Genomic DNA, 25,682 nt, shown 5'->3' on the forward strand with positions numbered 1-25,682 from the left:
GGGAGGAACTATGGGACAAGTTTTACACGGATGCGCCCGCACGACAGAGGCGGTGCGTCGAGCGATACAACATAGTCAAGAGAGCCTGAACAAACTGGCGGCTCGACACGGGATCAACCCGAAAACGGTTGCCAAGTGGCGCAAGCGGCAAACGGTTCAAGATGCCCCTATGGGTCCCAAAGAGGTTCGCTCAACAGTTCTGACAAAAGAGGAGGAAGCCGCCTGCGTCGCCTTTCGGCAGCATACTCTCCTGTCTTTAGACGACTGCCTTTACAGTTTGCAAGCCAGCATTCCTCATCTGACACGGTCATCTCTACATCGTTGTTACCAGCGGCATGGGATAAGTCGCCTACCGGATACGAAAGACGCCACAGATAAAAAGAAATTCAAAGACTATCCGATCGGCTACTTTCATATCGATATCGCCGAAGTGCGCACTGAGGAGGGCAAGCTCTACATGTTTGTTGCCATTGATCGTACGTCCAAGTTTGTCTTCGTACAACTTCACGAGACGGCAACCCGTCAAATTGCGGGAAACTTTCTGCAAGAGCTTATCATCGCCGTTCCTTACAAAATCCACACCATTCTCACCGACAACGGAACGCACTTCACCACACCGGGCAATCGGCATTCCACCGCAAAAGATCTCAAAGAGGCTTTGGAGGCCGGGCATATCTTCCGCGCACATGCCTTTGAACTGGCTTGCGCTAAGAACGATATTGATCACCGGCTGACCAAACCTAAGCATCCATGGACAAACGGCCAAGTCGAACGCATGAATCGAACGCTCAAAGAGGCGACTGTAAAACAGTATCACTACGGCTCACATAATCAACTCAAGCAACATCTGCACGCGTTCGTTATGGTTTACAACTTCGCCAAGCGGCTCAAAATGCTCAAAGGGCTGACACCCTACGAATACATCTGTCAGATCTGGACAAAAGATCCTGATCGCTTCAGAATCGACCCCATCCAGCACATCGTGGGACTAAACATCTAGAGTATTTATCTATTACATAGAAACATAGCCTGAATGCCTGAAAAGATTGAGGCACTCATCCGCATGAAACTCATCCAACAGTTTACCAATGAGCCGCCAAAGCTTATCGTAAGTGCGTTCCGCCGCCTTGCGCAGGAGCGCCTTCAGCTTGGAGAAGACTTGCTCGATCGGATTCAGGTCAGGACTGTAGGGCGGCAGGTATTTGATCGTCGCCCCGTGCGCTTCAATAAGGTTCTGTTGCGTTAGATTGATAGGCCGCTGTCGGGTAAGCTAAGCACCCAATGAATTGCACAGCGAACCACATGATCGACTTCAAAGGCCACCGCATCGAAAAAGCCATCATTCTGATCTGTATCCGCTGGTATCTGGCTTATCCGCTGAGCTACCGGAACCTGGAGGAGATGATGGCGGAGCGCGGCGTGACGATCGATCATTCCAACATCTACCGCTGGATTCAGAAATTCACGCCGAAACTGGAGGCCGCTTTCCGCAAAAGCAAGAAACACTCAGTCGGCAAGAGCTGGAGGATGGACGAGATGGTCATCAAGATCAAAGGCCAGTGGATGTATCTCTACCGCACCGTCGACAAAGAGGGCCAAACCATTGACTTCCTACTGACGGCTCATCGCAATAAGAAAGCTGCGCTCCGCTTCCTCAAAAAGGCGGTGCGGCAGCACGGCCTGTCGGACAAGGTCGCGATCGATAAGAGTGGCGCCAATACGGCGGCCCTAGAGACGTTCCAGGAGGAAACCGGCCACAAGATCGAGATTCGCCAGAGCAAGTATCTGAGCAATCGAATTGAGCAGGACCACCGGGCCATCAAACGTATTGTTCGGCCAATGCTCGCGTTCAAAACCTTCGCCTCAGCTCGCTGCACTTTGCGTGGTATTGAACTGATGCATATGATCAAGAAGGGACAAATGCTCATGATCGATGGGCAGAGTCTATCTACTGCCGAACAGTTCTATGCTTTGGCAGCTTAATACTGCCAGCCGATAGTCCATCTGTGCCTATCAAAAATTAACGCAACAGAACCAGCATTTTTTCCCGACCTTATTTAAGGCTGACTATCGTTTCTGATTTTTGCCACGAAGGCGTCAGAGCCCTCAGCCAACATGGGCTGCAAGGCGTTTCTGGTCGGGAAGTCGGACGAACTAGTGTATCCCGTCACAACAGCTCATTCTCCTCTCAAGCACGTAGAATAGCGCAACGCCGAGCCGTCGGCTGAAAACTGGGCGACAAAGGTATTAAGAAAGAAAACATTATCAGCATCACCTCCATGGTCACCGCAAACAAGCTGCACGGCATTCTTGGTTGGAAAGTCAGTTGAGTTTGTACGCCCCGTTACATAAGCTTGACCGCGCGGATCCACAGCAATACTGTCACCAAAATCTTCTTCGTTGCCGCCGAGATAAGTCGCATAGCGTAACGTTCCGCCATCGGCCGAAAGCTTGGCCACAAAGGCATCAAATTCTCCGCCGAAGGTAGGCTGCACGGCATTCCTGATCGGGAAGTCGGATGATGAATCGGTAACCCCTGTCACATAAGCCTGCCCTCGCGGATCCACGGCGATACTATAACCAATGTCGCCTTCGCTGCCGCCCAGGTAGGTGGAATAGCGCAGCGCCCCATTGACCGTAAACTGGGCAACAAAGGCATCAGAACGATTATAACCGAGCACAGCGGGCTGCAAGGCATTGCGAGTTGGAAAGTTTGGTGACTCGGTATACCCTGTCACATAAGCTCGGCCCAATTGATCCACGGCGATACCCCGACCCATGTCATGCAATTCTCCTCCCAGGTACGTAGAATAGTTCAGCGCCGAGCCGTCGGCTGAAAGCTGGGCGACAAAGGCATCACCAGCATCACCAGCAAAACCTCCAGGGCCACCGAAAACAGGCTGCATGGCGTTCTTGATCGGGAAGTCGGATGATCCGGTTTTCCCTGTCACAACGGCCTGCCCCCGCGGATCCACGGCGATACTATAACCAATGTCGCCTCCGCTGCCGCCCAGGTAGGTTGAATAAACAAGTGCGGATCCTTGGCGATTGAGTTTCGCTATAAAAACATCGTTATCATCGGCACCACTGCCACGAGATCTAGGTTGCGGGGCGCTCACGTCCGGGAAATCGGGCGATTTGTTCATCCCTGTCACATAGGCCTGTCCCCGCGGATTCACGGCGATATCGTTGCCCCAGCGAGTTTTGCCGCTCAGGTAGGAGGAATAGACCAGCACCGGATTGATGATGAGCGGATGGGCGGCGTCATAGGCTGCCACCTGAAAGCCGATCGTCTGGCCAGCCTTGAGCACATAGCCGCCGCCGATGGGCTTGCGGGCACCATCGATCTCCTGGTAGATGAGGACCCGCTTGTGCATGCGGATGGTGCCGTTCGCCATTTGCAGAACCAGTTCTCCTTCCGGGTTGACCTCGATATGACTAGTGCCCTTGAAAGCCAGCTTGACCTGGCGAGGATCGGCGCCCGGCGCCACCACGAAGTCATACTCCAGATGCCTTTGATTGCCGTAGTACACCAGGTCCACGCCCGGATAGACGTCTTCATACGCGACCTTGCCATAGGTGGGTATGTTCGTGCGCCAACTGGCGGGGTCCTTGCCGATCAGATAATTGACCCGTCCGGGCAGCGCTTCCTGGCCCAGAATACGAGGGCTGGGGCTAGCCCAGACCATCTGCATCCGCAGCACGGCCTCGTCGTTCTCGGGTGCTTTCTTCAGGTGCAGCACTGCCTCAGTGGGTGTCAGAAACAGGGTATCGCCATTCCCCCGGGAAAGGAATTCGACCTGGGCATCCGTCTGGCCCTGGTTGGCCTCAAAACTGAGCGGCAGCTTGTTGTAGTTGGCTTGAACCCGGGCCTTTACGTCCGCCGCCATTTGCGGGGCGGCTGAAGACAGGTCAGACATAAAAGCCAGACAGATTATTACTGCGGCAGCACTGCCTGGAAGCCTACTATCTCTGTTCGATGTAACGCATTGAGTTGGTTCCACGAGTATCTCCTGATGTCAAATAAATTAAACAAGCGGAAGTCGTGTTGCACAGGATTGAGGTTTGATGCGCAATGGAATGAAAAAGCCGTGGGGCTATTGGCGTGATGAACAAGCGAATGCAGGCCGCTGTTATCGCGCATACGTTGCTCTCAAGATAGCCCCTGACTGAAAAAACCAGCCCATAACCTAGAGAATTGATGGTAAGTGTGGAAGGCAGAACAATCAATACGTTAGACAACGTAATATCAATTCGTCAGAATGGATAATATTGATCCGGCCCTTTGAAGTTTTAAGCGGCATATTTTACGTGTTTGTCTAGGAAGAAGCTCCGAACCCGTTCCGGCGACTTTTCCAAATAAGCCATATGTGGTTCTGTTGCGTTAATTTCAGTCAGCCACAACTTGGGCTATTCCAAACTGGTTTTAGGCGGCCAATGAATAAAATTGTGCTGTGGCAGACAGATTTTGATTATTGTCAGAAGCCATCTGGCCTTTCTTAATCATGTGCATCAGTTCAATGCCTTGCAAAGTGATTCTGGCCGAACGAAAAGATTTGAAGCCGAGCATCGGTCGAATAATGCGTTTGATGGCCCGGTGATCCTGCTCAATCAAATTGTTCAGATACTTGTTCTGGCGGATCTCGATCTTGTAGCCGGTTTCCTCCTGAAGCGCCTCGATAGCGGCCGTGTTGGCGCCGCTCTTATCGATGGTGACCTTGTCCGGCAGGCCGTGCTGCCGTACCGCTTTCCTGAAAAAGCGCAGAGCGGCCTGCTTGTCCCGGTGGGCCGTCAGTAGGAAGTCGATGGTCTGGCCATCCCGATCGACGGCACGATAGAGATAGCGCCACTGGCCCTTGATTTTGATGACCATCTCGTCCATCCTCCAGCTCTTGCCGACTGAGTGTTTCTTGCTTTTGCGGAAAGCGGCCTCCAGCTTAGGCGTGAACTTCTGAACCCAGCGGTAAATACTGGAATGGTCGACTTCGACGCCGCGCTCCGCCATCATCTCCTCCAGGTTCCGGTAGCTCAGCGGATAAGCCAGATACCAGCGGATACAGATCAGAATGATGGCTTTTTCGATGCGGCGGCCTTTGAAGTCGATCATGTGGTTCGCTGTGCAATTCATTGGGTGCTTAGCTTACCCGACAGCGGCCTATCAATCTAACGCAACAGAACCCTAAAAAACAGGGGCAATTAATGTGAGAAAAACTGAATTTATAAAATCAGTTAATCTGAGATGAAAATCCCGGATATGTGCAAGAAATGGCGATTATGAAATCAAGAAACTACAGCTAATTACGGACAATTCAGGGATTCCGGCTTACACCTCCAAGTAAACGTTTTTAAGATTATCATTATGTACTGTCATTGTGTGTACATTTATGCTAAATTATTAAATGGAGGAACTTGATGATGAAAACAACCAAACGTAGTAACCGGATCGATCTTCGAATTGATCCGAAAGCGAAAGAAACCATCCAAGCGGCCGCTTTATTGCGACACAAGACGATCAGCGAATTCATTTTGGAAAACGCGATGGGGGCGGCCAATGAAATCTTGGCGGAACGTCGGCATTTTCATCTTGACGCCGAGCAATGGGAAGCCTTTCAAGCGGCTCTTGATGCGCCGCCGCGTCCATTGCCTCGTCTTGAACGTTTGATGCAGGAACCAGGGCTGTTTGATGGGCCTGAACAAGAAGCATAGCCCCTGTATCGAGAAGCTGCAGCGCACTCATGACGTTAACGGTTTTCATTGCGGACAAGAAAACCTTAACCGCTATTTACAACGTTACGCACTCATGAACCAGCGTGCCGATGGAGCGCAAACTTATGTTGGCGTTTCTTATGGCGGCACGATCATGGGTTATTACACACTGGTCGTGAGCAGCATATCCTATGATGATGCGCCCGAGCGTTTGGCTAAAGGCCTATCCCGCCAACCTGTTCCCACGATGTTGTTGGCACGGCTCGCCGTAGACTTGGCATGGCAGGGAAAAGGTGTGGGTTCAGGCTTGTTGCGGGACGCTATGCGACGAACCGTGCAGGCAGCTGATATTGCTGGCATCCGGGCATTTCTGGTTCACGCCAAGGATGACCGTGCGCGAGATTTTTACGAACACTTCAATTTCTTTCCTTCGCCAACGGATCCATATCATCTTTTCCTCCTGATTAAAGACATCCGGAAATCCATGGGGCTATGATTAGGATTAGAGTAACAAGGGTGCATTTAAACAAACGACAGAATTGTTTCATAGGATTTTTTGTAACGTCATAGCTGACGTGGCTTTGAACCCATTTCTAACAACCCCATTTTAGCCCGATTTTCAGTCCGAATTTTCGAGAAGTCCATAATTGACGCCAAGCCTTGTCGTCTATGGGTTTTCTCAAAATGCTATGGGACTTTAATGTCGTTTGTTTAAACGCACCCTCCCCTGCTGAAAAACACCTGTTTCCGGGGCCATTCATCGAACTAATAAAAATTTTTTTCAGTATTTCACTGAAATATTTAATTATTTATAGTTCATACTGCCGATTACTTCACTTATCAGCACTAGGCCGCAAAACCCTAACTGGGGAATTATTCTGGCGATTTTTCGAGGAGAAATAAGGACTTGTGTCGGTTCTGTCGCAAAGTTTGTCAGGCTGGGCGATAATTACCCATTTTTAGGCATTGAAAACCTGGATGATCCGTTTAAAAGGCACCCATTTTCCAAAGGAGGTTGTGTCGCAAAGTTTATCGGTCTGGGGTAATATTTTGCAATTTCTGAATTAATCGATGATCAGTTTTAGCGGCACCCAATTTCCCAAAGATGTTATTTTGTACGCGGTATTTTTCTACGTCAGATATGGTGTTTCGTATCGAGATGTGGAAGAAATATTTGCCGAACGAAACGTCAAGGTTGACCACTCGACACTGAATCGCTGGGTAATAAAATATTCTTCATCATTAGCTTTGGCTGCAAAGAAAAATAAACGAGCTGTTGCCACTTCGTGGAAGATGGATGAGACCTATATCCAGGTCAAAGGCCAGTGGGTCTACTTATACCGTGCTGTTGATAAGTTTGGCGACACCGTTGATTTCATGCTCTCCGAGAAACGCGATGAAGCCGCGGCCACTGCATTCTTTAAGCAAGCCATAGATAACAATGGCTTTCCAAAGAAAGTAGTCATGGACAAGAGCGGCGCAAATTATGTTGGACTAGAAAATCTTAACTTCCTGCTGATGCTGGCCGGAATCATTAGTTTTGTTGAAATTCTTCAGATCAAATAGCTGAAGAATCTGATTGAACAGGATCACCGCTTCATCAAGAAAATCACAAAGCCTATGATGGGTTTCAGAGCATTTCATTCGGCCAAAGCAACAATCGATGGCATCGAAACGGCACATATGATCCGAAAAGGACAGTTGTCAGATGAGAACATTCCTGCCTACAAGCAATTCATGGCCTTAGCAGGATAGTCTTGCCTCCAGGGTAGGCATTCTCTGACTTTAGCTAAACTTTGCGACACAACCTTTGCATGCTCTCCTAATCGGCGCTTACCTCTTACCCTGCATCCGGCCCCATTGAGGTACAGGCGGCGTTCCGTCCTGCATGAATCTAACCGGCACATAATATTTGGCGTATATCGTCTCGAGCTCAAGGAAAAGATGGTAAAGATCCACGCCGACATACTGATTGCCAATGATCTCGACGAGTGCAAGATGCAGGTGGGGCGAAATGCCGCCAAATGATACAACCGTACCAAGAAAATCGCCGCGCGCGACTTGTGAATTAACCCCAATATATCCTGGAACGTTCGTAATGTGGGTATAGAAACCACCCATCATATTATTAGAGTGTCTCATGAAGATTTGGGCGCCGTAGACGCCTCCATGATCTTGAGCCGGGTTATGTGGGGTGTACCTCGTCACATAACCATCAAATGCGGCGTACACCGCTGTGCCCGTTTGGGCGCCAAGATCCATCCCATACTGGATGTACCAATTCGGCCCTTGGTGGCCTCCTTGATTCGGTCCACCGTATCCCCTCGTGAATCCGGTCGGATCCACCGAGAACTGCATTTCCACATCGAATGCTGCTCTAACGTCGAGGGCTCTTTCGGCTGTGGTGTCGGCCTCGAGTCGGCACACAAGACCAAAATCTTCCTTTGAGGGTGCTGTTCGCGCCGGCCACAGCAACTCGCTTGGATCGAGTCCCAGTTCTTCGACCAACGCAGCATTATTGAACAGCTGCTGATTACGGTCATTTCTGACCTTGATTGTCCCAACATCGGGATTGAATCGGCATTCAGTTGCTGCGTCCGCCCATCGGCGCTCACTAACGTATGCCTGAAACCGTGGAAAATTGAAAGCTGGGCCCATCCCCCATGCCATGCTCAGTAGTCCGAGTTGCGCGTCTGCGGGCCAGTTTTGAAAGTCTCTGAAGTGCGCTCTACGCTCTAAGTATCTCTCCATCTCGAAAAGCTTGGAGAAGATAAGGTCATCGATGGCGGCATCGGTCAGTCGTAGAGATGTAATGTTTTTGAACGCACCTCCCCCAAGCTGGGACAGATCCGTCCTGAGCTTCACTAAATCCCACGCATCATCGATTTCATCAATGGAGGCGGTATCGCCAGTATTCTGGTCATACCATGGCAACGCCTCAGCCGTACTGCGTGGCTCAATAATGTTTCCCATTCCTGTTGTAACAAAGCTTCTCGTATCCAAGTACATGAACGGAAGGCGGCCTTCGAGCGGATGATTGAATGCTATCCAGGTGGAATTTACGCTTTCTCGCATACAGTATTCTCCTATTATGCTAATTGGTAATTGCGGTCGATGCAGGCATTGACTGTGTGTTGTAAATTAGGCAAACAGACCGCATATTTCTCATATTTCAAGAGCTGGGAATGACGATTAGGACGGGCGTGGGCATCTGAAGTCCCTTCGTTATTCGGCAAGCGTTTGGTACTGGAATGTACGTACAATCACATGCCAGAAATTCTTTATCATGCGTACCAGGCAGATCCTCATTGGGAATAAAATCTATTTTGCAATCAATCGATTGTCCTGTGGGACATCTATGTCCCATCTCGGTACAGTTATTTATACATTGAATCCACTCGGAACGTGAGAATCCATGAGGTGGCGCCCTTGATGAGCCTTTCCATTCTGTCCTTTCAGGCTGTATCCCTCCACAGGTTCCATTTTCTTCCTTGGATGTTTCCTGTATCTCAACAGGATCCGCGATTAAGGCCAATGCAGGTAATTCACCGTGATCAAGGGACATAAATTGGTCTACTATGCCAGCCGACAATCTTAGGCTTAATCCCGTCGTATTTGATGGATTCACACTGTGACGAGAAACAAACGTTTCGGCTTTTTTCGTCTGTAGAAGCCTTAAAGGCTTAATTAAGCGAAAATCTGGAATTATAGAAAAACCGGCATTATTTCTCTGTACCGTCAAGGTTAAAATACCATCCCTATTCTGACTATTGCCGGTAGAGGTAGCTTGGGTGACGATCGCCTTGAACTGAAGCGGTTCGCATAAGGAAGGTGATGCCGTGCCGTGCTGACAATTTCCTAATTTAGTGACAAAGAATTGAATAAACGGATTGCCTGTATTACCTTTAGCAAAATTGAAATTGAAAGTCGTCTGTATTGATATTGGTGGAGTTTGGAAAACGCCAAATCCGTCATTGGCGAATACTTTCAAGCTCATGTCTTCATCATATGTAATGATGTCAAGCTTATCACCTGGTTTATCACCCTTTGCATCATTGGGATCGAGTACGCCGAGCAAAAGCGTTGGTGCACCGCCTGCACCAACAACTTTCTGAATATTTCTGAAATTGCCATCACCGGAGTTCTGCAAGAATATGATTGATGATCCTCCTTTGATCACCAAATCAGTTTTGCCGCCATCCCTGAATCTATCAGAGGCTATCATGGCTTCTGGTTGGAAGTTATCGAGGGAGATGGGAGGCGATGGTTCAAACACGCCATTACCATTGTTGTGCAGAATGTTGAGTATCCCATTGGCTGTAGCGATGGCAATATCGAGAGTGTTGGAACTTCGAAAATGGCCTATTGCCATTGCCACGGGTACTTCATCGGCTGCTAGCGGAAAAATGGGATCGCGCACAGGCATGAAATGCCCTTGTCCATCGCCGCGGAAAACTCTGAGCCTCGCGCTACGGTTGAATTGATCAAGGCCACTGATGATCACAATATCCTCATTATCATCGCCATCGAACTTTCCGGTAGCGATAAGGCTGGGATTCTTGCCTACTGGTGTAGGAGGCTGTCCTTCAGGGGGAACTGCCGGTGATCTAAAACAGCCATCCTGATTGCTCAATAGCACGGATAAGGCCTCCTCATCGCGCCCCTTGTCTCTGATCGTGCTCACATAAGCAAGATCGCGCACCGGGGCGGTTGACAACTTATTATGGAAATTGCCTGAAACAAACAGGCGCGGATTCTTACCCAACCGCGTTATGGCTACCCCTGGCTCGGCCGTGCACTCTGGTGCGGCGGCCAGTGCAGAGCCCAGAAAAAACACCAGCATTGGCGCAGCCAAGAAAGTGCTGATTTTATGATGCAAAACCATAGCTTCCTCCTTATGTCTTTTGAAAAAGCTGTGAGGGACGGCGCACCTGAATGTGGAACGGTACAAATTCACCTGTTCAAACATACTTCACCAGCACCATGCCCTGCCCCATTCTGGTAAACCTGCATGTCAACAAAGGCGTTAAGCCGTCTCTTGCCGCCTTCCGGACAGCTCAAAGATAAAACTACATAAATTCTGGCGCTCAGCGGTGCACAGAGGTGGTGCACGGGCAAAAGCTTGACGGTTACCACTGACACGGATTCTGGCCATGTAGCGCAAATTCTTTTCGGCAGAGGCCTCCATACCCCTCACCTGATGTCAAAAACCAGCATGACGGGCGTTGACAATTCCTTTGTTATCTCACATGCAGGTGGAGGGAGAGGTTGTTCTATGCAATCACAATACCAACCCTCACTCGAATGTCCTTCACAAAAAGGTTTTTCTCCAAAGCCACAGCTACACTCTTCCATACATGCATGAAGAGTTGGATAACGAGTTAGAGAGTGGGCTGCAACAGGTCGAAGCAGCCCTTCTATTGGTCCCGCTACGGGCTGTATCCCCCTGCAATTCCTATCTATGATCGTTTTCTCAACGAAGTTCGTGATCAAGGCCAATGCGGGCGGTAGTAGTACGCCACCAGAAGCCATAAACTGGTCCGCCACACCAGCATGTGCCCTTAGTCTCAGCGAGTGATGCCGACCATCGGAGCGTATTAGATCAGCTTTTTTCACCACTAATGGGAGCGACGGCAAGGCGAATGCGAATGGCTTAAGTGTCGGGCGCACGGAAATACCATCGTTATTGCTCTCCAGAGTCAGTATGCCCCTTATGGTGACTGCCTTGAGCCGAAACGGTTCACATGAGGAAGGCGATGTCGAGCTATGCGTCTCAGTACAATCGCCGGAATTAGCAACAAAGAACCGGGCAAACTGACTGCCCTTGCTATCAGTGTTGTCCTGATGACCAATGTCGGCGTCAACAAAACTGAAATTCTCTTTCTTGATATTTTCTCCTCCCTTCCATAGTAGGGATTGCGGAGGATTGAAAGCACCTGAGCCATCATTGACGAACACTTTCAAGGTCATATCTCGATCAAAGGTAATGATGTCAAGCTTATCGCCTGCTTTATTGCCCATTGCATCATTGGGATCGAGCACGCCGAGCAAAAGCGTTGGCACATTGCCGGCACCAGCAATAACCTGCCTATTCGGAAAAGTGCCGCTGCCGGAGTTCTTCAAGAACATGATCGCTGATCTCCCTCTGATCACCAAATCAGTATTGCCGCCATCCCTGAATCTATCCGAGGCTACTATGGCCTCTGGCCCAAAATTGCCGAGAGAGATGGGCTGTGATGGTTCAAACTCCCCATTGCCTTTGTTGAATAGAATGTTGAGTATTCCTTTTGAGCTAACGATAGCAAGATCGATAGGCTTATTAGGCATGCTGGAGCTCCGGAAGTGACCTATTGCCATTGCCACAGGTACTTCATTTGCTTGGAGTGGAAAAAAGGGAGACATGGGCGTGAAATGCCCTTGCCCCTTGCCGCGAAAAATTCTGAGCCTTGCACTACGGTTAAATTGATCAAGGCCATTGCCGATCACAATATCCTCATTTTTGTCGCCATCGAACTTTCCGGCAGCGATAAGGCTGGGATTCTCGCCTACCAGTGTAGGAGGCTGGCCTACAGCGGGAGCTGGCGGTGATCTGAAGCAGCCATTCTGATTGCTCAATAGTACGGATAAGGCCTCCACGGTGCGGTCCTTGTCTCTGATTGTGCTCACATAGGCGAGATCGCGCACCTAAACGCCGGGCATCTGGTTCTGGTTGTGGAAATTGCTCGAAACAAACAGGCGCGAGTTTTGACCCAGCCGCGTTATGGCTACCCCTGACTCGGGCGTGCACTGCGGCGCGGCAGCCAGTGCAGAGCCCAGAAAAAACATCAGTACTGGCACAGCCAAATAAATGCTGATTTTATCATGCAGAATCATAGCGTCCTCCTTATTCCTCTCGAGCAGATTTCGGTTATACCCTCATGTCAGACACCACCTGTTATCAGTCCACTCTTATGGTATCGGCATAGACGAGCCTACTGGAGGCTCTGTGGGCTTCCCCACTGGCTCCCATGAGCCATGCTTGGCCGTCCGGACAGTCATTCTCCGGAAAGTGCTCGAATTCCTGAATGACGATGCGGTATTGTTTCGATCCTGGAGAGGCTGGCAACAACACATATCCAGTCCAAAGTCGCCCTTGAGTTAGAGGCCCATCGGGAATGGGCTGTTGTTGTTGCGCCGCATTCGGCAGGGTCCAGCCTAAGTTATCGTCCCAATGTTGGTGCGCCATATCGCGTTCCTCAAGGATTACCTCGACAGTGGGCTGGACCGGTGCCGGTGCGAGAGTTTCGGCGTCAGTCGAAGCGGCACGGATTGCGAGCGCGCTGACAGTTATGGTGAGCTTGCGCTTATCTGGATGACTGGGGCTTGGGCTGAAGGAAAGAGTTGCCATACGATCGGGGGCCAACTGATGCATGCCGGCATGCACCACAGGTGAGACGTGCATGCCATTGAGCGAATTTTTCTGATAGCGGGCCAGCGCCAGCTCCTTAAAAGGGAAATATTCGGAGCCAACATTGAATATGATATCGCTATACCAGAGTCCTCGCTCCTCATCAAAATGGACGTCGAAAGGATATATCTTGCCATCATACTCTGAACCAGGAGCCCTGGCAGGACTGCCATTAGGTTTGATCGCGTTAATTGCCGAGGAAGGTGTTGCTAAGATTGGATCACGGCCCCACCTGCTAAAGCCTGGTGCTTGTGAATCAATGACAGCCAGTTTTTCATCTTTCCCGGACGAATACCAAGTCGCGCCGAGATAAACTCTTAAGCCTCCTCCATACCGTGCACTCTGGATCACGTTTGATTCCTCATCGATCGTCCAGCCAAATGACGGGATAATATATATAATTTCAGGAGCGGCGGGTTTGTCCGAACTGAGAATGGCAATGGTTTTTGGCTTAGAGGTCTGAATGAGATTGTTGGGATCATTAGTGATGCTGGCTGGAAAATACTCGCGGAAGCGGGTTGTAGCAACCAGTCGATAAGTTACGAGGCGATACTTGGTGTCGCCGAACTCATGCCTCGCTGAATAGCGCTTTGAAGTAGCCGCCATGTCTGGTGCGAGAAACTCAATGCGCTTTGCTCCATCATACTTCGCGATCGGCATAACGTTTGAAGGTGGCGATACAGGAATCGTGGTAGGTTCCGGCACGGATCCAGCAGAGCAATTCAGTACCGTGGTCGGGATTTGCACTTCGAAGACATGGGTATTGATCATTGATGTCTTCTCGCTAGATGTCTCCTGCTCCTCCCACTCTGCGAAGAGGTCGACCTTTGCTGTGCTACGAGCATGAATATTGAAGGCGCCGGAGATATAGGCTACCGTACCATGTGGAAACCTGCGGCTATCCAAACGCATATCCCCCGCTTCAATGGGCGGCTTGACCGGCTTCTGTACCGCATGCACCAATGTTACCTTTCGGGGTGGAGTAAGCATGGCAAGTGCTCCATGTTCGGCCATATTGAGAAAGTGCTTTTCATCGATCGATTCAGAAACCTGCTTGCGCCACCAATCATGAAGCCCGTGCTGTTCGGCATCTTGTCGTAGTGGGTAAGAGCCGATCCAAATCGTGCACATCTGACTAGGGGCGAGGCGCACCGTCAATACCCGCTCTGCGTTGTTCCATTTAGGCAGGTCCGGCACTACATCGCCTGCGATCTCGTCAAGTCGTAACCGGAACGGCAAGCGTTCCGGCCATTTGTCGATTGGCCCGAAATGGATCTTGGTCAGAAAACCCAAGTCGGTCTCTACCTGCGCATTGAGGGGTTGGACATCCAACCACTTCAGCTCACCATCGTCGTTGAGCTCTCCAGTTGTGCCAGTTACGTTGGAGCCTGGCAGCCCAAAAAGAGCGGCACCGTATGCTAACGGGTCCGGCAGATAGGGGATCCGAAGCTGTTCCTCGTAGTGGACATTATAGCCGCTGTCGGGGCCTTGCAGTTTCACGAAGCGAATGCCGCTCGTAACCGTTTCGCCAGTTCCTAAATCAATATTGGGGAAATACTCGCGCTTGCCCGTATCGAGGTTGGTTACGAAATTACTCTCGAAGCTGCCATTCTCTCTTCGGCAGATATTGTAGTAACGGCCTGGATTTCCGTTCCGGCCGAATGCTCCGTCCAAAAGTCCGTGGTTCTCGATCATCATCAACGCTTGCTTTGGCGGAGCGACGTGGCGTTCGTTCACACCTTTGTACTTTGGATCACCAAGACTGGCTGCGTAAGCTGCCGCAGTCGATCCATTACTGCGGATCACCATCACATCAATCGATTCGCCCTCGGTGAACACTTCTCTCGGGACCAACTCCGGCGCACTGATGGGTTCGAACCGGCGGTAGCGGAAATCTTTCGGTTCTCCGAGCAGAATAGGCGTTCGGCTGCCTTGGGCTTTTAGCGCTTCAACAACGGCATCGGCTTCTTCAATAGTAGGGCCATTTCCGGCCAGATCCACTGTGCGCGCCCGTACTTGATAATAACTGCCGAATCGCAGTTGCGGAAGACTGTAATCTGGCGGTTTGAAATCGATCTCCAATTGCGGAAGCCCAACCAAGCCATGAGAATATGCTGGTTCAGCTTGTGGCAACATATCAATCGGATTGGCTGGTGGTGATGCCGATAGGCTCCATCCTTTCCAGTGAAACAATGATTCCGGCGCATAAACCGGGTTCGGCTCGTCTGCCGATAGCAAGTTGGGGGCGTGGCTTTGGACTAATGTCGGTTGAATAAATCCTTCATCAGTACAGTTGATCCGTGTGAATTGTCCTGTGCAGGGATGTTTGTAGTCATAGGTCCCGATACGTTTGTGTAATGACAGCCACGGTATTTCTGATCCCTGACCGAAACTGTCAAATTGAAAATTAGCGGGGAAACGGCGGATGTCGATGCGATAGCCACGCACGAGGTCTTCCGCAAACAGATTTGTAAATTCGTTGTTTCTTTGCAAGGCATTTTCATGATCCTCAGCCCTACGCATACCCGCGATCAATGTGGGTACATTATCGCTACGCACTAACGCTATGCCACTCGTGCGGATTGATGGCGCACCTGTCTCATCAGTTTTGTCAATGGGATGGTCTGAGCGATACTCCTCTGAGACGATTGCCTCAATTGTATTCATGAGCTTAATGGCTGCTCCATCTGTATCGATTTGTATCAGATCATACTGATGCGGCGAACCTAAATTCAGCAAACCACCGATGATCTCCAGATCATGCGCTGCTGAGGCCGGCTGAGCATCGTCGTCTGCATGTCGGGGAGCGGCGGCGAACATGGGAAACGGTAATGCACTGCCGGAGGATCGGAGATCAAGAAGATATTTCGTATTCGGAGTATAGGCATCGTTGCCAATAGGAGCGACTCTAAGTGTTTTGACGTCACCATATATTGATATGGGGATCTTATCAGCGTCGACTTCGATGTCAATGACCAATCCTAATTTCCTCAACAGATGCGGATACTCGCCCAAAGCTGATAGTATCTGATGAAAGTCAATCTTTTTCGAATCATCGCTCGCGTCGGAGAGTTGTGGTCCATTTGAATTGCGCCGCGATGAAACTCGGGCATGAAACGCAGCGAGCTGGGCGAAGGCTGAAGCCGGGTTCTCGGTTCTGGGAATGATCGGTACAGCTTCCTGTGCACCACTGCGAGCAAGTGCGCTGGCAACTTTAATTGCATGAAAAAGTTTTTCCTCAAATGATATAGTGGAATCGCGGCGCAGAAGATTGTCACTGAGTATCCGGTGCATCGAGGCAAGCTCATCCTGGGACAAATTTTCCAGATTATTATCTAAGCGGTCAAAGTTAAGTGTCCCGGTATTTGGAACAATTGACTCATAGATGGGTTGAAAAGCGCGTTTCAATGTTTCGCTACCTACCAGAAGATAGGGTGACGCTTTACCTACGTCGCCGTACCCTTTGTAAAGGCTCTCTACTATTTGATTTGCGGCGTACGAGCTGTAGGCTTCATGCCGGACCTGGAACTCATGCGAGCGTACAAAGATTCTTTTATTGAATAATGCCTGCCAAAATTCTGACTTCGGTTCCGGATCAGTGACGATCTTGGTCTCCACAGGGTTTGCGACATCGTCCTCTACGATAAGTTTAATAGCAAATGATGGAGCCTGTAATCGCCCTGGCCAATCGAGAAAATCATAAAACTCATCCAAATCCCCTGTCTGCTGAGTTCTATCAAATCGCAGTCGCGGCGAAATAAAGACAGACAGCTTGAGTACGTGTCTAGAATCTTCACGGTGGATTCCATTCGGCAGAACAGTCCAGATAATCTGTTGATTTACCATGAATCCTCCTATCAAAAATTCAGGAAAATGCTCTGCAGTACAGCCCCCATTGCAGTTCATTCATCGTGTCTGTGAAACTTGGCGGCCTGGTTTCTACGGCTGCCAAGTCAAAGCCGATCAGCGAATCTGTAGGAGGATCTCCGAAACCTTTGATCCTTTTGGATACTTCAAAGGATTGACTTATGCTGAAGAAAATGATCTTCACGCTGATCATGAAAAAGCCTTTACCAATCAATATTTGACCGTCGTACTGCAGCCCGATGTAGAATTCGATCGAAACAGTGATTAGTCCTGCCACATCAACATAACCGCCAAATCGTAGATGCCCGGAAACCACAGTGTTTCTGCTGGGATCCACTGAGACAAAAACGCCGGCGAATACATAAACGGCTCCACGCACGATGTCCAAGAGGTTGATGGATACGATTCCCCCGAACTCGATTGCCGCTTCAACCTGAATTGTCGTGTCTGTTCGTACCTCTAGAGCGAAATATCCGGTGCCTCCGAACATCGACACGCTCACCAGAAACGGTTTGCTGCGCTCCGATAACGAGAACCGCACTGCAGCTGGCTTTTCGACAAAAGGTAAGGAGATTGATGATGAAAGTGCGATATTCTCGATGCTTAGGACTCCAATGGCAAACGATGGAATAGCAGCACCGAAATGAACCACAACCCCATCCGGTCGAGGCTGAATGGCGGGAGCATCGCCAAGGCTATTGGTCGGAAGCAGTTTGCTTATTTTCTCAATAAAGGCGAGGCCACTTTTGAATTCGACGCCTTGAATATTGACCTTGAATTCCATTTTCTTGCCACTGCCGGATTTGAACGCAACTTGATTGAAGTTCACAGTCAGTAAATCTTTATTAAATGCTTTAAAATCGAGTCCGAAATTGTCAAGTTTGCCGTCAACTTCGAAGGTGGCGCCGTCAACACTGAAGGCTGCGCCGGCGGCTCTACCAAGGCTCTTTCTGACCCGCCCTTTGATGATCAGCGTCATAGGTCCACTAATTCTGACTAGGGGGGGCGGAAGGTCCATGGATTTGATGTTTGGCTTCCACAAAAATCGCGCTTCGACATCTGCGCCTGTTTGCACCATCGTCAAGATGGGTCTCGTAGCGACTACATCTGGTTTTTCTATTCGGTCGAATAGTTTTTGGGACTCAGTGACTGGGACATTATCGAGAGAACTGTCGATAATTTTTTTTAGGGGAATTGCGCCGAGGAGCTTAGCGTCGCCAATTAATCGGTCAACGTCAATCGAATTACCCTGCAACAAATTATCGACACCAGAAACAAGACCCCGTATCCGATCCAGACCATCCATGGAGTCGAACTTCGGCGCTGTGAGACCGCCAGCGCGCTCAGCGGGAATCCGTAACTCCGGCATATGGCTATCGAATTTTGCGAATACCTGTTTCCTGGTGTCATCTGAAAATCCAAATTTCAGGTAGGGATCACAGAGAGTTAATATCCTCTCTGGAGGCCCAGAGGCTAAAGATGCCTGTGCAGCCGGAACACTCCCACTTGCACTACCTCCCACGCTGCCCAATAATTGCTCGATGGCGGGAATACTAACCTTCGCGCTCTGCATGAATGGCAGAAACGGGGGCTGAACCGGGTCATTGGCAGATAATATTTTGATGTCAAATTTAAGCTGTGTCACGGTGAGAGTCGTATCGCCACGAGCGCTACGGTCATCGGCCAACGCAATACGCTGAGGGGTTAATAATGCCACCGTGTTGTAATTCTTATAGGTATTATAAGCGCTGTTGAGCTTGTTGGAATCTACAACATAGCTCTGCTTGAGAAACAACATGAAGAGATCGCAATTGATAATATTCCCGCTGCTGTCCTCCGCTGTGGCTTTGAGTTGGATGGGAGCTCCTTCGTTAGGAAGATGAATTGGCGGTTGTGGCACGATTCGTATCCGCTTCAGCGGCATCTCGCGGCCCTGGTTATTATAAAAACTTTGAATTTGAGGTTCGTCGTAACTTATCTCCGCTTCCTCGGGCGTTAGGAAGCTCTCTTTCTCAAGACGAGCATATCCGCCATTGATATCGCGTCTCGTAATTGTTAGCACAGATGCTCTGTGGCGAAAAGGAAAGAGAAAGCCTTGTTCTACCACCCGTACAAATCGGTCTCGCCCCACTACGGCTTCGTGTTCCCATGTAGGAAGATCTGAAGCGGGCCAGTCGCTCTTGAGCTGCGCCGAGCTTCCGAGTGCGGTAAGAATGAATTGGGAGGACGCAATACGGTGAGGAGTCGATTGCGTTACAATCTGCTTTCGGATTTCCTGACGGATTGTTGATTCATCTGGGGAGAATCTATCCGTCCTGTCTTTCTCATTGTCCACCGCTCTGAAGTGAATACGCCCCGTCCCGTGCGGAGGGTCGTCTATTCCGAGGCGTGCATGCCAGATCTCGGTCCACTCTATACCGCTCGTGGAATGCATGCCTGGCTGCGGTATCAAGCTATGAAATAGCCGTGCATTCGGCTCCGGAACCAGCAACAGTCGGTCAGGAAATTCTATGAAAGTTGCAGGGGTCGGATTTGGTGCTTGCTCGGAAGTCACTGGCGGCACATTTCTTATCAGGCCCAGAATACTGTCCACAGTAAATGGAATAGAGCCTATCATTTCCGGAACTTTGAAAGCAATTCGACTAGGGCAGGAAATGAAGGATGCATAAGGTGGAGGGGGCAATCTTGTGTTTCCACGATTAAATGCCGGTTCTACGATATGCTGTGGAGGGAAACGGACAACAATGAATGCCGGTGCCCCGGTAGTACGCTTGAGGAACGGATTGGCCACATCTGACTCGTCGAGGGTCAGATTGACAAACTCAAATTGAACATGTAGCAGGTCCTTGGCTCGCAGAAGATTGACAACGTATGATGACATATTGTTTTCCTCTAGAGATAACAAAAACTACTGCCAGACTGTTTGCGGCTCGCCTCACTTAACTACCGATCATGTTGAGGCAAGTCGCATATCGATTTGCTATTCAAGGCCTACAGTTAATTCCACCTGGTCCTCCGAAATAAATGTAGGTACCCCATGCCGTGGACGAATTATTTTTAACATCAATATTGTAGCAACTCGGAAATTGCTGCCCGGGCGTAAGATTCGCCGGCCGAGCCGCTCCACCTACTGGAGTAACGGTAACGTTGCGCTGATATGCAGCATTTCCCTCCCCAGCTGACGGGAACTTGCCTGATCCCATGGGTGGGAAAGCTCCGATCCCACTAGTCTCTCCACCGAAACCGATGCTACCTGCATTAGATGCCAGCGGACCGCCCTGAAATAATGAAGTTCGATAATAGCCAACCCACTTGCCTTCGTAATTAAACCACCAAGCATTTCCAGTGAGAAAAAAACCCATCAAATAAGAGTACTGATCGCCCCCTGGCTGGGAAACCTTCAATGCTCCACCTAAAAGCACATGGCTATCAGGGTGCTGTTCAAAACTTCCAGGACAAAGAAGGTTATAACAGGCATGATTGTTAGCAGTAAAGTAAACAAATAAACGTGGATTGTTGTCAAAAGGCGGCGAAGGTGTTCCGACACGCCAACCACATTCTACGGATTGATAAGTGACGAAAGGGGCTTGAGGCGACTGATACCACTGTTGCGAGGCTGAGTTCTGGACGCCAAAGACTTGCGGTTTCCAGACATTCACATAGCTGGAACCACCTAGGTTATTTATATGTTCTGCAGCTTGAGCCCAGCATTTCACTCCGCTATTACCCCCGCTTCTGAGAAATTGGTGTAAATTGCTGAAACACGAGAGTTGTTCGAGGGTAGTGCGAATTATGGGAATCGTTCCCTCAGGGCACCACATCTGGTTTCCGAGGCAATCAAAGTAATCGGGATGTAACTGAGGTGGAGGCACTTTTCTGTATTGTGAGGTGGGACCTTTGGGCTTTGAATAAGTCTCAACCGGAACAGGTGGCGGCTCGGACGGAGGGGCTAAAAGTTTGTGGCCCGAGTTTTTTAGCGATGGTTGCTGCTCGGCAGGAATGCAGTCGACAATTTGCCCCTCACTTTCCAGGAAAGTATGGGGGGCCTCGACGCCTTCGTAGAGGTTCAGTAGGTGTTGTCTCATCTCCTCGAAGGCTTCCGGACTCTCGACCTTGGCTTGCTCCCTTGCCCGGAATTCATCGTATCTAGCGGAATAAAGCGATTGCACGAAGTCATGAAAAGCCGGAATCGGATTTTGGTTAGTCATAATATCCTCTTTTGCATTACTCCACTGTTAGAACGTTTTTTGAATTTGCTGTATGGTCCTGTGGCTCATTTAGTTACATTTCTTTGAACAAGCAAAGAAAAGCAATTTCTTGTAGCTCAGGAAATCTAGCTATGCCCGCCTGGAATGAAGATGCCGGAATCCAACTTTCGCTATAACATAGTGCACAACCGCAACCGATGACGTGTAACGTTGTCAGTAGTCCAAATTGTGCTGCAATGGTTATTCAGGTTGAACCAGGCTAGATTGCCGTTTCTGCGACAATTATTGTATATTTTTTAATGAATTACTATTCGTCCAATTACTATGCGTAATATAACTGTCAACCGTAATTACTCTCACAAATGGAGAAAAATAGGTTCTGTCGGTTGCGGCTGAGCAATGTCGCGGATTCTAGCGGGTGGAAATCCCGCCTCGGTAACTGCTAGCCACAGGCCGAGTATCGGGTTCTGTTGCGTTAATTTCTTTCAGGCACAGCTCGGGTGCTACCCATGGCCGGTTTAGGCGGCCAATGAATAAAATTGTCCTGCAGCGGACAAATCTTGGCTGTCGGCAGAGATCATCTGTCCTTTCTTAATCATGTGCATGAGTTCAATTCCTTGCAAAGTGACCTTGGCTGAGCGAAAGGTTTTGAACCCATGCATTGAGCGAACAATCCGTTTGGTTCTGTTGCGTTAGATTGATAGGCCGCTGTCGGGTAAGCTAAGCACCCAATGAATTGCACAGCGAACCACATGATCGACTTCAAAGGCCACCGCATCGAAAAAGCTATCATCCTGATCTGTATCCGCTGGTATCTGGCTTATCCGCTGAGCTACCGGAACCTGGAGGAGATGATGGCGGAGCGCGGCATCGAAGTCGACCATTCCCGTATTTACCGCTGGGTTCAGAAGTTCACACCGAAACTCGAGTCTGCTTTCCGCAAAAGCAAGAAGCGCCCAGTCGGTAAGAGCTGGCGCATGGACGAGACGTATATCAAAATCAAGGGCCAGTGGCGCTATCTCTACCGTGCTGTCGATCGGGATGGCCAGACCATCGACTTCCTACTGACGGCCCACCGAGACAAGCAGGCCGCTCTGCGCTTTTTCAGGAAAGCGGTACGGCAGCACGGCCTGCCGGACAAGGTCACCATCGATAAGAGCGGCGCCAACACGGCCGCTATCGAGGCGCTTCAGGAAGAAACCGGCTACAAGATCGAGATCCGCCAGAACAAGTATCTGAACAATTTGATTGAGCAGGATCACCGGGCCATCAAACGCATTATTCGACCAATGCTCGGCTTCAAATCTTTTCGTTCGGCCCAAATTACCCTGCAAGGCATTGAGCTGATGCACCTGATCAAGAAAAGCCAGAGGATTTCTGGCAATAACCAAAATCTGTCCGCTGCAGGACAGTTTTATTCATTGGCCGCCTAAAATCAGTTTGGAATAGCCCAAGTTGTGGCTGACTGAAATTAACGCAACAGAACCCGAAATTGGGAGCCTGTACTTGAGGTCTATTTGAACCCTGACCAGAAGGACAAAAATATAATTCGGCAGGCGCTGAAAAAAGCGGCCTGATTTAACTGTTGAGGCGACAGTTATTTTGACAATTACCGTAGAGTCTGTCAGCATTTTTGACTCCTCGGATTTAACGAGATTTATCGTTGATTCACATGTGTTCACCTTACCTTCTAAGCCTAGCGCCCTACCGCGTAATGCTCGCAGTTCCGCTTTACCCTCACGGGTTCGATTTCATCTTTCGATTGGGCTACATTGTCAGAGTGGCTTCAGACATCACATTGCTGTTAATGCCTGCACTCCAAGGCTACTGCCGGAGGAACGGCAGGTTTAGTCAGGATTGCTCCAGCTAAACAATTACTTATACGACTTCACGTCGCACCACGAAGGAATCCTTACGGTCCCCCATTAAAGTCAATTGATCATGCGGGTAATTTAAGCTATTTTGGGGACGCTTAATTTACCGTAAGTGGGCTTCTTCCTTTGCTACCACAACAGAACCACTGACTGTTCATTCAGGCATTGGTAGGGGCATATCTCCATATTCGAGACTTTCCTGTAATATGTGTGCGGGTCGATATCTTGGCGCCAGATCGGCAGCAGTCTGATAAGCTTCGAAAGCCCACCCCTCCCGTTGGGAGGCTAATCTTACAGCTTCGGTCAAGGCTAGCCGATCCTGAGAGCTTTTGCTTCCGTGTAACTTTAACGTAGGATAAGGCAATTGGCTGGGTGAAACTACATGCAGGCTCTGAGAAACCATTCCAATTGCATCACTGATTTCTATACGATAAGTGCCTTCTTTTAAGAATAAAGAGTCGATTTTTACTCGCCTATCCATGATATTTCGGCGTTCAAATACAGTTCTTCGATCGGCTTCTGATACCATGTTTACGCTAAAAGGCTGCTTGCCGCCCTGCCAGCCGATATACACAGGCCGTTGCCCCGATACCATCCTCAATCCTCCCTGATTAGCAAGGGGGATAGTAATGCCTCTCGCTTCATCACCTCTTGTGAAAAGAGAGACGACCGAGCGTGTCGTAGTAGACTCAATCCGGCTGGTTAGCCAGCGACCTGCCCATTCGGTTAGATTTGAAATTATGGCAGAAGCATTTTCGACATATTTTTCTTTAATGCATTTATTTGAAACTCCATCACGGCTGAGCATTTCTCTCGGGCCAGAATCACTAGTAATCCACAAACTGGCCTTGCTGCCAGTCACTTCAATACAGTCCCCATCCTCTAAAGTTTTATAAATAGTTACCGGATCAGTGTCTCCATTACGCTTGGTAAGCCGATAGTTGTCAGGCTCTTTATCCATGTCATCAATCCAGTATGCAGCCAACGCATTGGCAGAGAAGGACGCCATCATCAATAAGAAAATCAGTCGTTTTAAAAAAGAATACATGGAGAAACTCCTAGGTTGGGTAAACGCCAACACGAATAACAGCTAATCACTTAATCACTAACCTAAAAATAACAAGCTTTTACTTTTTTTTGTCCAAGTATCGTGATTATGATGCTCTTGCGCGCGCTCTGTATTCCTCAAAGGACGTGTATATCTCATACAAGTCCACGATGAAAAGGGGGATTACAAAATTCAGCCAGACACCGTACTTGAATAGATAGAAGCTGAGTGGCAGCATTATCATGATGACGGTGATGCTGGAGATCAACATGGCCAGAAATGAATCAAACCAGGCGAAAGCGACGCTCATTATGGCAATCAAAACTATTTCAATGGGAATAATCCAATATAGCTCGGGCTTTTTGATTGGCCCATGCTCATAGAGTGAATTGATTGCGTTGACGATTACCATTGCGCCTGGCATTTGGCCAATGGGGGTTGCATAGATGTCGCGGCTCTCCTTAAAACTTGCGCCTATCACCACCACCTGGTCTTTCAGCCAACTCGAATCAAGATGAGCCATAGCTGTTGCCTTGCTTGATGGTGTGCATTGCGCTGAATACTGATCGGCTGGATTTTGTTCGTTGCCAGAAGTTTCTTTTTTAGTAATTGGCAGCACGGATCGTCTAACGAAATTATCGGGATAGATTTCCCCTGGTTGCAATGTCCATGGAATGCTATATAAAATACGCTGGCCTATACCTTCAGCGCCTTTATCAAATTTCATATTGGCTATTTTGATCTTCGTTGAGTTGATGAGATGTTGCGGTTTAGGTGCTGCTTCCGCTTGATCCAATCTCTTGATGTTCTGCTTCACATTTTGAAAAGCAGATGATGGGTCGTGAGGTTTCCTAAGTAAAGCTACTGTCAACAATTCCACTGACGGTATAACTTCTTGATTACTGGCAATTTCCCACAGGCGCCAACGCCTTAGACGAAAGTCGTTTTCGTCTACCTCAAAAAGCGGAGATGCAAGGAATACACGGGTGTCCGAACCACTAGGGAGATCCCTTACAAAAAAAGGCTCCCGTAAAGTTCTTTTGGATTCTCCCTCAACCGGTTCTCGGAAAAGTTGCGGCAGAATAATAGGCGGTTTACCCTGACCATGATATTCCTTCAAGAAGTCGACCAAAGCAAGGTCATGGTCATGACATTGCCCTAGTCTGCTCAAGTCTACATCTACTACGATCAGTGCGGGGTTTCCAGACACCGCAAATCTGATAATATCCAGTAACTTATCCCGGGGTATAAGGAGTGGTTCTCCCCAATTCCGATACACTGCTTCATCAATATCTAGTAAAGCAAACGGCACAACAGCTTGCACAGGGTGAGTTCCAAGTTGCATAGCCATTACCCAATCGATTGCATCATCCTCGGCTTGTTGTAGCAATGGCAATTCATCAAACGAATGCAATAATACGGCACATAATAAACCAATGATAAGATTGAAGATCAGACGCCGATAAAATAGCTTTTGAGTCTTCCACCTAGTGCGTATTGAATCAACCATATGCTCACCTCCATGCTCCTAA

17 protein-coding genes and 3 pseudogenes are annotated in these 25,682 nt (G+C 49.2%); 6 read left to right on the forward strand and 14 right to left on the reverse strand.

Features of this window, described 5'->3' with window-relative positions; all coding sequences use genetic code 11:
• Nucleotides 1–10 precede the first annotated feature (10 nt).
• The gene (locus tag METLU_RS0100195; protein WP_027156481.1) at nucleotides 11–1,000 is read left to right on the forward strand and encodes an IS481 family transposase; all 990 of its coding nucleotides are present in this window, start codon (nucleotides 11–13) and stop codon (nucleotides 998–1,000) included.
• A 12-nt stretch (nucleotides 1,001–1,012) separates the two neighbouring features.
• Here METLU_RS0100195 and METLU_RS28550 read toward each other — a convergent pair.
• Nucleotides 1,013–1,228 (reverse strand): annotated as a pseudogene (locus METLU_RS28550) (transposase); the annotation flags it as partial.
• 74 nt (nucleotides 1,229–1,302) lie between these two features.
• Between METLU_RS28550 and METLU_RS0100205 the strand changes: the two are divergent.
• Nucleotides 1,303–1,983, forward strand: coding sequence for an IS6 family transposase (locus METLU_RS0100205; protein WP_027156483.1), 681 nt, complete (start codon nucleotides 1,303–1,305; stop codon nucleotides 1,981–1,983).
• A gap of 194 nt (nucleotides 1,984–2,177) precedes the next feature.
• Here METLU_RS0100205 and METLU_RS26500 read toward each other — a convergent pair whose 3' ends face one another.
• Together METLU_RS26500 and METLU_RS0100215 are read right to left on the reverse strand one after the other, a co-directional pair.
• Nucleotides 2,178–3,920: a DUF7948 domain-containing protein gene (locus tag METLU_RS26500; RefSeq protein ID WP_051299691.1), complete on the reverse strand. Its 1,743-nt coding sequence runs from the start codon at nucleotides 3,918–3,920 to the stop codon at nucleotides 2,178–2,180.
• A gap of 506 nt (nucleotides 3,921–4,426) precedes the next feature.
• A complete protein-coding gene (locus METLU_RS0100215; RefSeq protein ID WP_036242577.1) occupies nucleotides 4,427–5,107 on the reverse strand; it encodes an IS6 family transposase in 681 nt (226 codons plus the stop codon).
• Between the two features lie 305 nt (nucleotides 5,108–5,412).
• Here METLU_RS0100215 and METLU_RS0100220 point away from each other — a divergent pair, with 305 nt between their 5' ends.
• The 3 genes and pseudogenes from METLU_RS0100220 to METLU_RS0100230 all read left to right on the forward strand — a co-directional run bounded on the left by METLU_RS0100220 (nucleotide 5,413) and on the right by METLU_RS0100230 (nucleotide 7,461).
• Nucleotides 5,413–5,706 (forward strand): type II toxin-antitoxin system TacA family antitoxin, encoded by a 294-nt coding sequence (locus tag METLU_RS0100220; protein ID WP_027156485.1) that lies wholly within the window; start codon nucleotides 5,413–5,415, stop codon nucleotides 5,704–5,706.
• Entirely contained in the window at nucleotides 5,684–6,202 is a 519-nt protein-coding gene (locus tag METLU_RS0100225) for a GNAT family N-acetyltransferase (RefSeq protein WP_027156486.1), read from the forward strand. The genes METLU_RS0100220 and METLU_RS0100225 overlap by 23 nt, the downstream gene beginning before the upstream one ends.
• 575 nt (nucleotides 6,203–6,777) lie before the next feature.
• Nucleotides 6,778–7,461 (forward strand): annotated as a pseudogene (locus METLU_RS0100230) (IS6 family transposase).
• Nucleotides 7,462–7,539: 78 nt separating this feature from the next.
• Here METLU_RS0100230 and METLU_RS0100240 read toward each other — a convergent pair.
• The 8 genes and pseudogenes from METLU_RS0100240 to METLU_RS28555 all read right to left on the reverse strand — a co-directional run.
• Nucleotides 7,540–8,781, reverse strand: coding sequence for a M23 family metallopeptidase (locus METLU_RS0100240; RefSeq protein WP_027156489.1), 1,242 nt, complete (start codon nucleotides 8,779–8,781; stop codon nucleotides 7,540–7,542).
• Nucleotides 8,782–8,878: 97 nt separating this feature from the next.
• Nucleotides 8,879–10,591 (reverse strand): hypothetical protein, encoded by a 1,713-nt coding sequence (locus METLU_RS0100245; protein ID WP_027156490.1) that lies wholly within the window; start codon nucleotides 10,589–10,591, stop codon nucleotides 8,879–8,881.
• 308 nt (nucleotides 10,592–10,899) lie between these two features.
• Nucleotides 10,900–12,390 (reverse strand): hypothetical protein, encoded by a 1,491-nt coding sequence (locus METLU_RS0100250; RefSeq protein WP_027156491.1) that lies wholly within the window; start codon nucleotides 12,388–12,390, stop codon nucleotides 10,900–10,902.
• Nucleotides 12,391–12,579: a hypothetical protein gene (locus METLU_RS0100255; protein WP_027156492.1), complete on the reverse strand. Its 189-nt coding sequence runs from the start codon at nucleotides 12,577–12,579 to the stop codon at nucleotides 12,391–12,393.
• 64 nt (nucleotides 12,580–12,643) lie between these two features.
• Nucleotides 12,644–16,999, reverse strand: coding sequence for a hypothetical protein (locus METLU_RS0100260; RefSeq protein WP_027156493.1), 4,356 nt, complete (start codon nucleotides 16,997–16,999; stop codon nucleotides 12,644–12,646).
• A 19-nt stretch (nucleotides 17,000–17,018) separates the two neighbouring features.
• Entirely contained in the window at nucleotides 17,019–19,901 is a 2,883-nt protein-coding gene (locus METLU_RS0100265; RefSeq protein WP_027156494.1) for a hypothetical protein, read from the reverse strand.
• A gap of 103 nt (nucleotides 19,902–20,004) precedes the next feature.
• Nucleotides 20,005–21,228, reverse strand: coding sequence for a neprosin family prolyl endopeptidase (locus METLU_RS0100270; RefSeq protein WP_027156495.1), 1,224 nt, complete (start codon nucleotides 21,226–21,228; stop codon nucleotides 20,005–20,007).
• 518 nt (nucleotides 21,229–21,746) lie between these two features.
• Nucleotides 21,747–21,908: pseudogene (locus tag METLU_RS28555) on the reverse strand (IS6 family transposase); the annotation flags it as partial.
• A 72-nt stretch (nucleotides 21,909–21,980) separates the two neighbouring features.
• Between METLU_RS28555 and METLU_RS0100280 the strand changes: the two are divergent.
• A complete protein-coding gene (locus METLU_RS0100280; protein ID WP_051299692.1) occupies nucleotides 21,981–22,661 on the forward strand; it encodes an IS6 family transposase in 681 nt (226 codons plus the stop codon).
• Here the strand turns inward: METLU_RS0100280 and METLU_RS0100285 are convergent.
• The 3 genes from METLU_RS0100285 to METLU_RS0100295 form a co-directional block, all read right to left on the reverse strand.
• The gene (locus tag METLU_RS0100285) at nucleotides 22,647–22,859 is read right to left on the reverse strand and encodes a hypothetical protein (RefSeq protein WP_027156497.1); all 213 of its coding nucleotides are present in this window, start codon (nucleotides 22,857–22,859) and stop codon (nucleotides 22,647–22,649) included. The two genes, METLU_RS0100280 and METLU_RS0100285, sit on opposite strands and share 15 nt — an antisense overlap.
• Nucleotides 22,860–23,256: 397 nt before the next feature.
• A complete protein-coding gene (locus tag METLU_RS0100290) occupies nucleotides 23,257–24,150 on the reverse strand; it encodes a hypothetical protein (protein WP_027156498.1) in 894 nt (297 codons plus the stop codon).
• A 106-nt stretch (nucleotides 24,151–24,256) separates the two neighbouring features.
• The gene (locus tag METLU_RS0100295) at nucleotides 24,257–25,660 is read right to left on the reverse strand and encodes a CHASE2 domain-containing protein (RefSeq protein ID WP_027156499.1); all 1,404 of its coding nucleotides are present in this window, start codon (nucleotides 25,658–25,660) and stop codon (nucleotides 24,257–24,259) included.
• Between the last annotated feature and the right edge of the window lie 22 nt (nucleotides 25,661–25,682).

Origin of the sequence: Methylobacter luteus IMV-B-3098 (assembly GCF_000427625.1) — a bacterium.
In the GTDB taxonomy this organism is placed as follows: Bacteria; Pseudomonadota; Gammaproteobacteria; order Methylococcales; family Methylomonadaceae; genus Methylobacter; species Methylobacter luteus.

Coding starts and splice junctions, on each gene's coding strand:
- METLU_RS0100195 (WP_027156481.1), top strand. CDS start 11: ATGGGACAAGTTTTACACGGATGCGCCCGCACGACAGAGGCGGTGCGT.
- METLU_RS0100205 (WP_027156483.1), top strand. CDS start 1,303: ATGATCGACTTCAAAGGCCACCGCATCGAAAAAGCCATCATTCTGATC.
- METLU_RS26500 (WP_051299691.1), bottom strand. CDS start 3,920: ATGTCTGACCTGTCTTCAGCCGCCCCGCAAATGGCGGCGGACGTAAAG.
- METLU_RS0100215 (WP_036242577.1), bottom strand. CDS start 5,107: ATGATCGACTTCAAAGGCCGCCGCATCGAAAAAGCCATCATTCTGATC.
- METLU_RS0100220 (WP_027156485.1), top strand. CDS start 5,413: ATGATGAAAACAACCAAACGTAGTAACCGGATCGATCTTCGAATTGAT.
- METLU_RS0100225 (WP_027156486.1), top strand. CDS start 5,684: ATGGGCCTGAACAAGAAGCATAGCCCCTGTATCGAGAAGCTGCAGCGC.
- METLU_RS0100240 (WP_027156489.1), bottom strand. CDS start 8,781: ATGCGAGAAAGCGTAAATTCCACCTGGATAGCATTCAATCATCCGCTC.
- METLU_RS0100245 (WP_027156490.1), bottom strand. CDS start 10,591: ATGGTTTTGCATCATAAAATCAGCACTTTCTTGGCTGCGCCAATGCTG.
- METLU_RS0100255 (WP_027156492.1), bottom strand. CDS start 12,579: ATGATTCTGCATGATAAAATCAGCATTTATTTGGCTGTGCCAGTACTG.
- METLU_RS0100260 (WP_027156493.1), bottom strand. CDS start 16,999: ATGGTAAATCAACAGATTATCTGGACTGTTCTGCCGAATGGAATCCAC.
- METLU_RS0100265 (WP_027156494.1), bottom strand. CDS start 19,901: ATGTCATCATACGTTGTCAATCTTCTGCGAGCCAAGGACCTGCTACAT.
- METLU_RS0100270 (WP_027156495.1), bottom strand. CDS start 21,228: ATGACTAACCAAAATCCGATTCCGGCTTTTCATGACTTCGTGCAATCG.
- METLU_RS0100280 (WP_051299692.1), top strand. CDS start 21,981: ATGATCGACTTCAAAGGCCACCGCATCGAAAAAGCTATCATCCTGATC.
- METLU_RS0100285 (WP_027156497.1), bottom strand. CDS start 22,859: ATGCTGACAGACTCTACGGTAATTGTCAAAATAACTGTCGCCTCAACA.
- METLU_RS0100290 (WP_027156498.1), bottom strand. CDS start 24,150: ATGTATTCTTTTTTAAAACGACTGATTTTCTTATTGATGATGGCGTCC.
- METLU_RS0100295 (WP_027156499.1), bottom strand. CDS start 25,660: ATGGTTGATTCAATACGCACTAGGTGGAAGACTCAAAAGCTATTTTAT.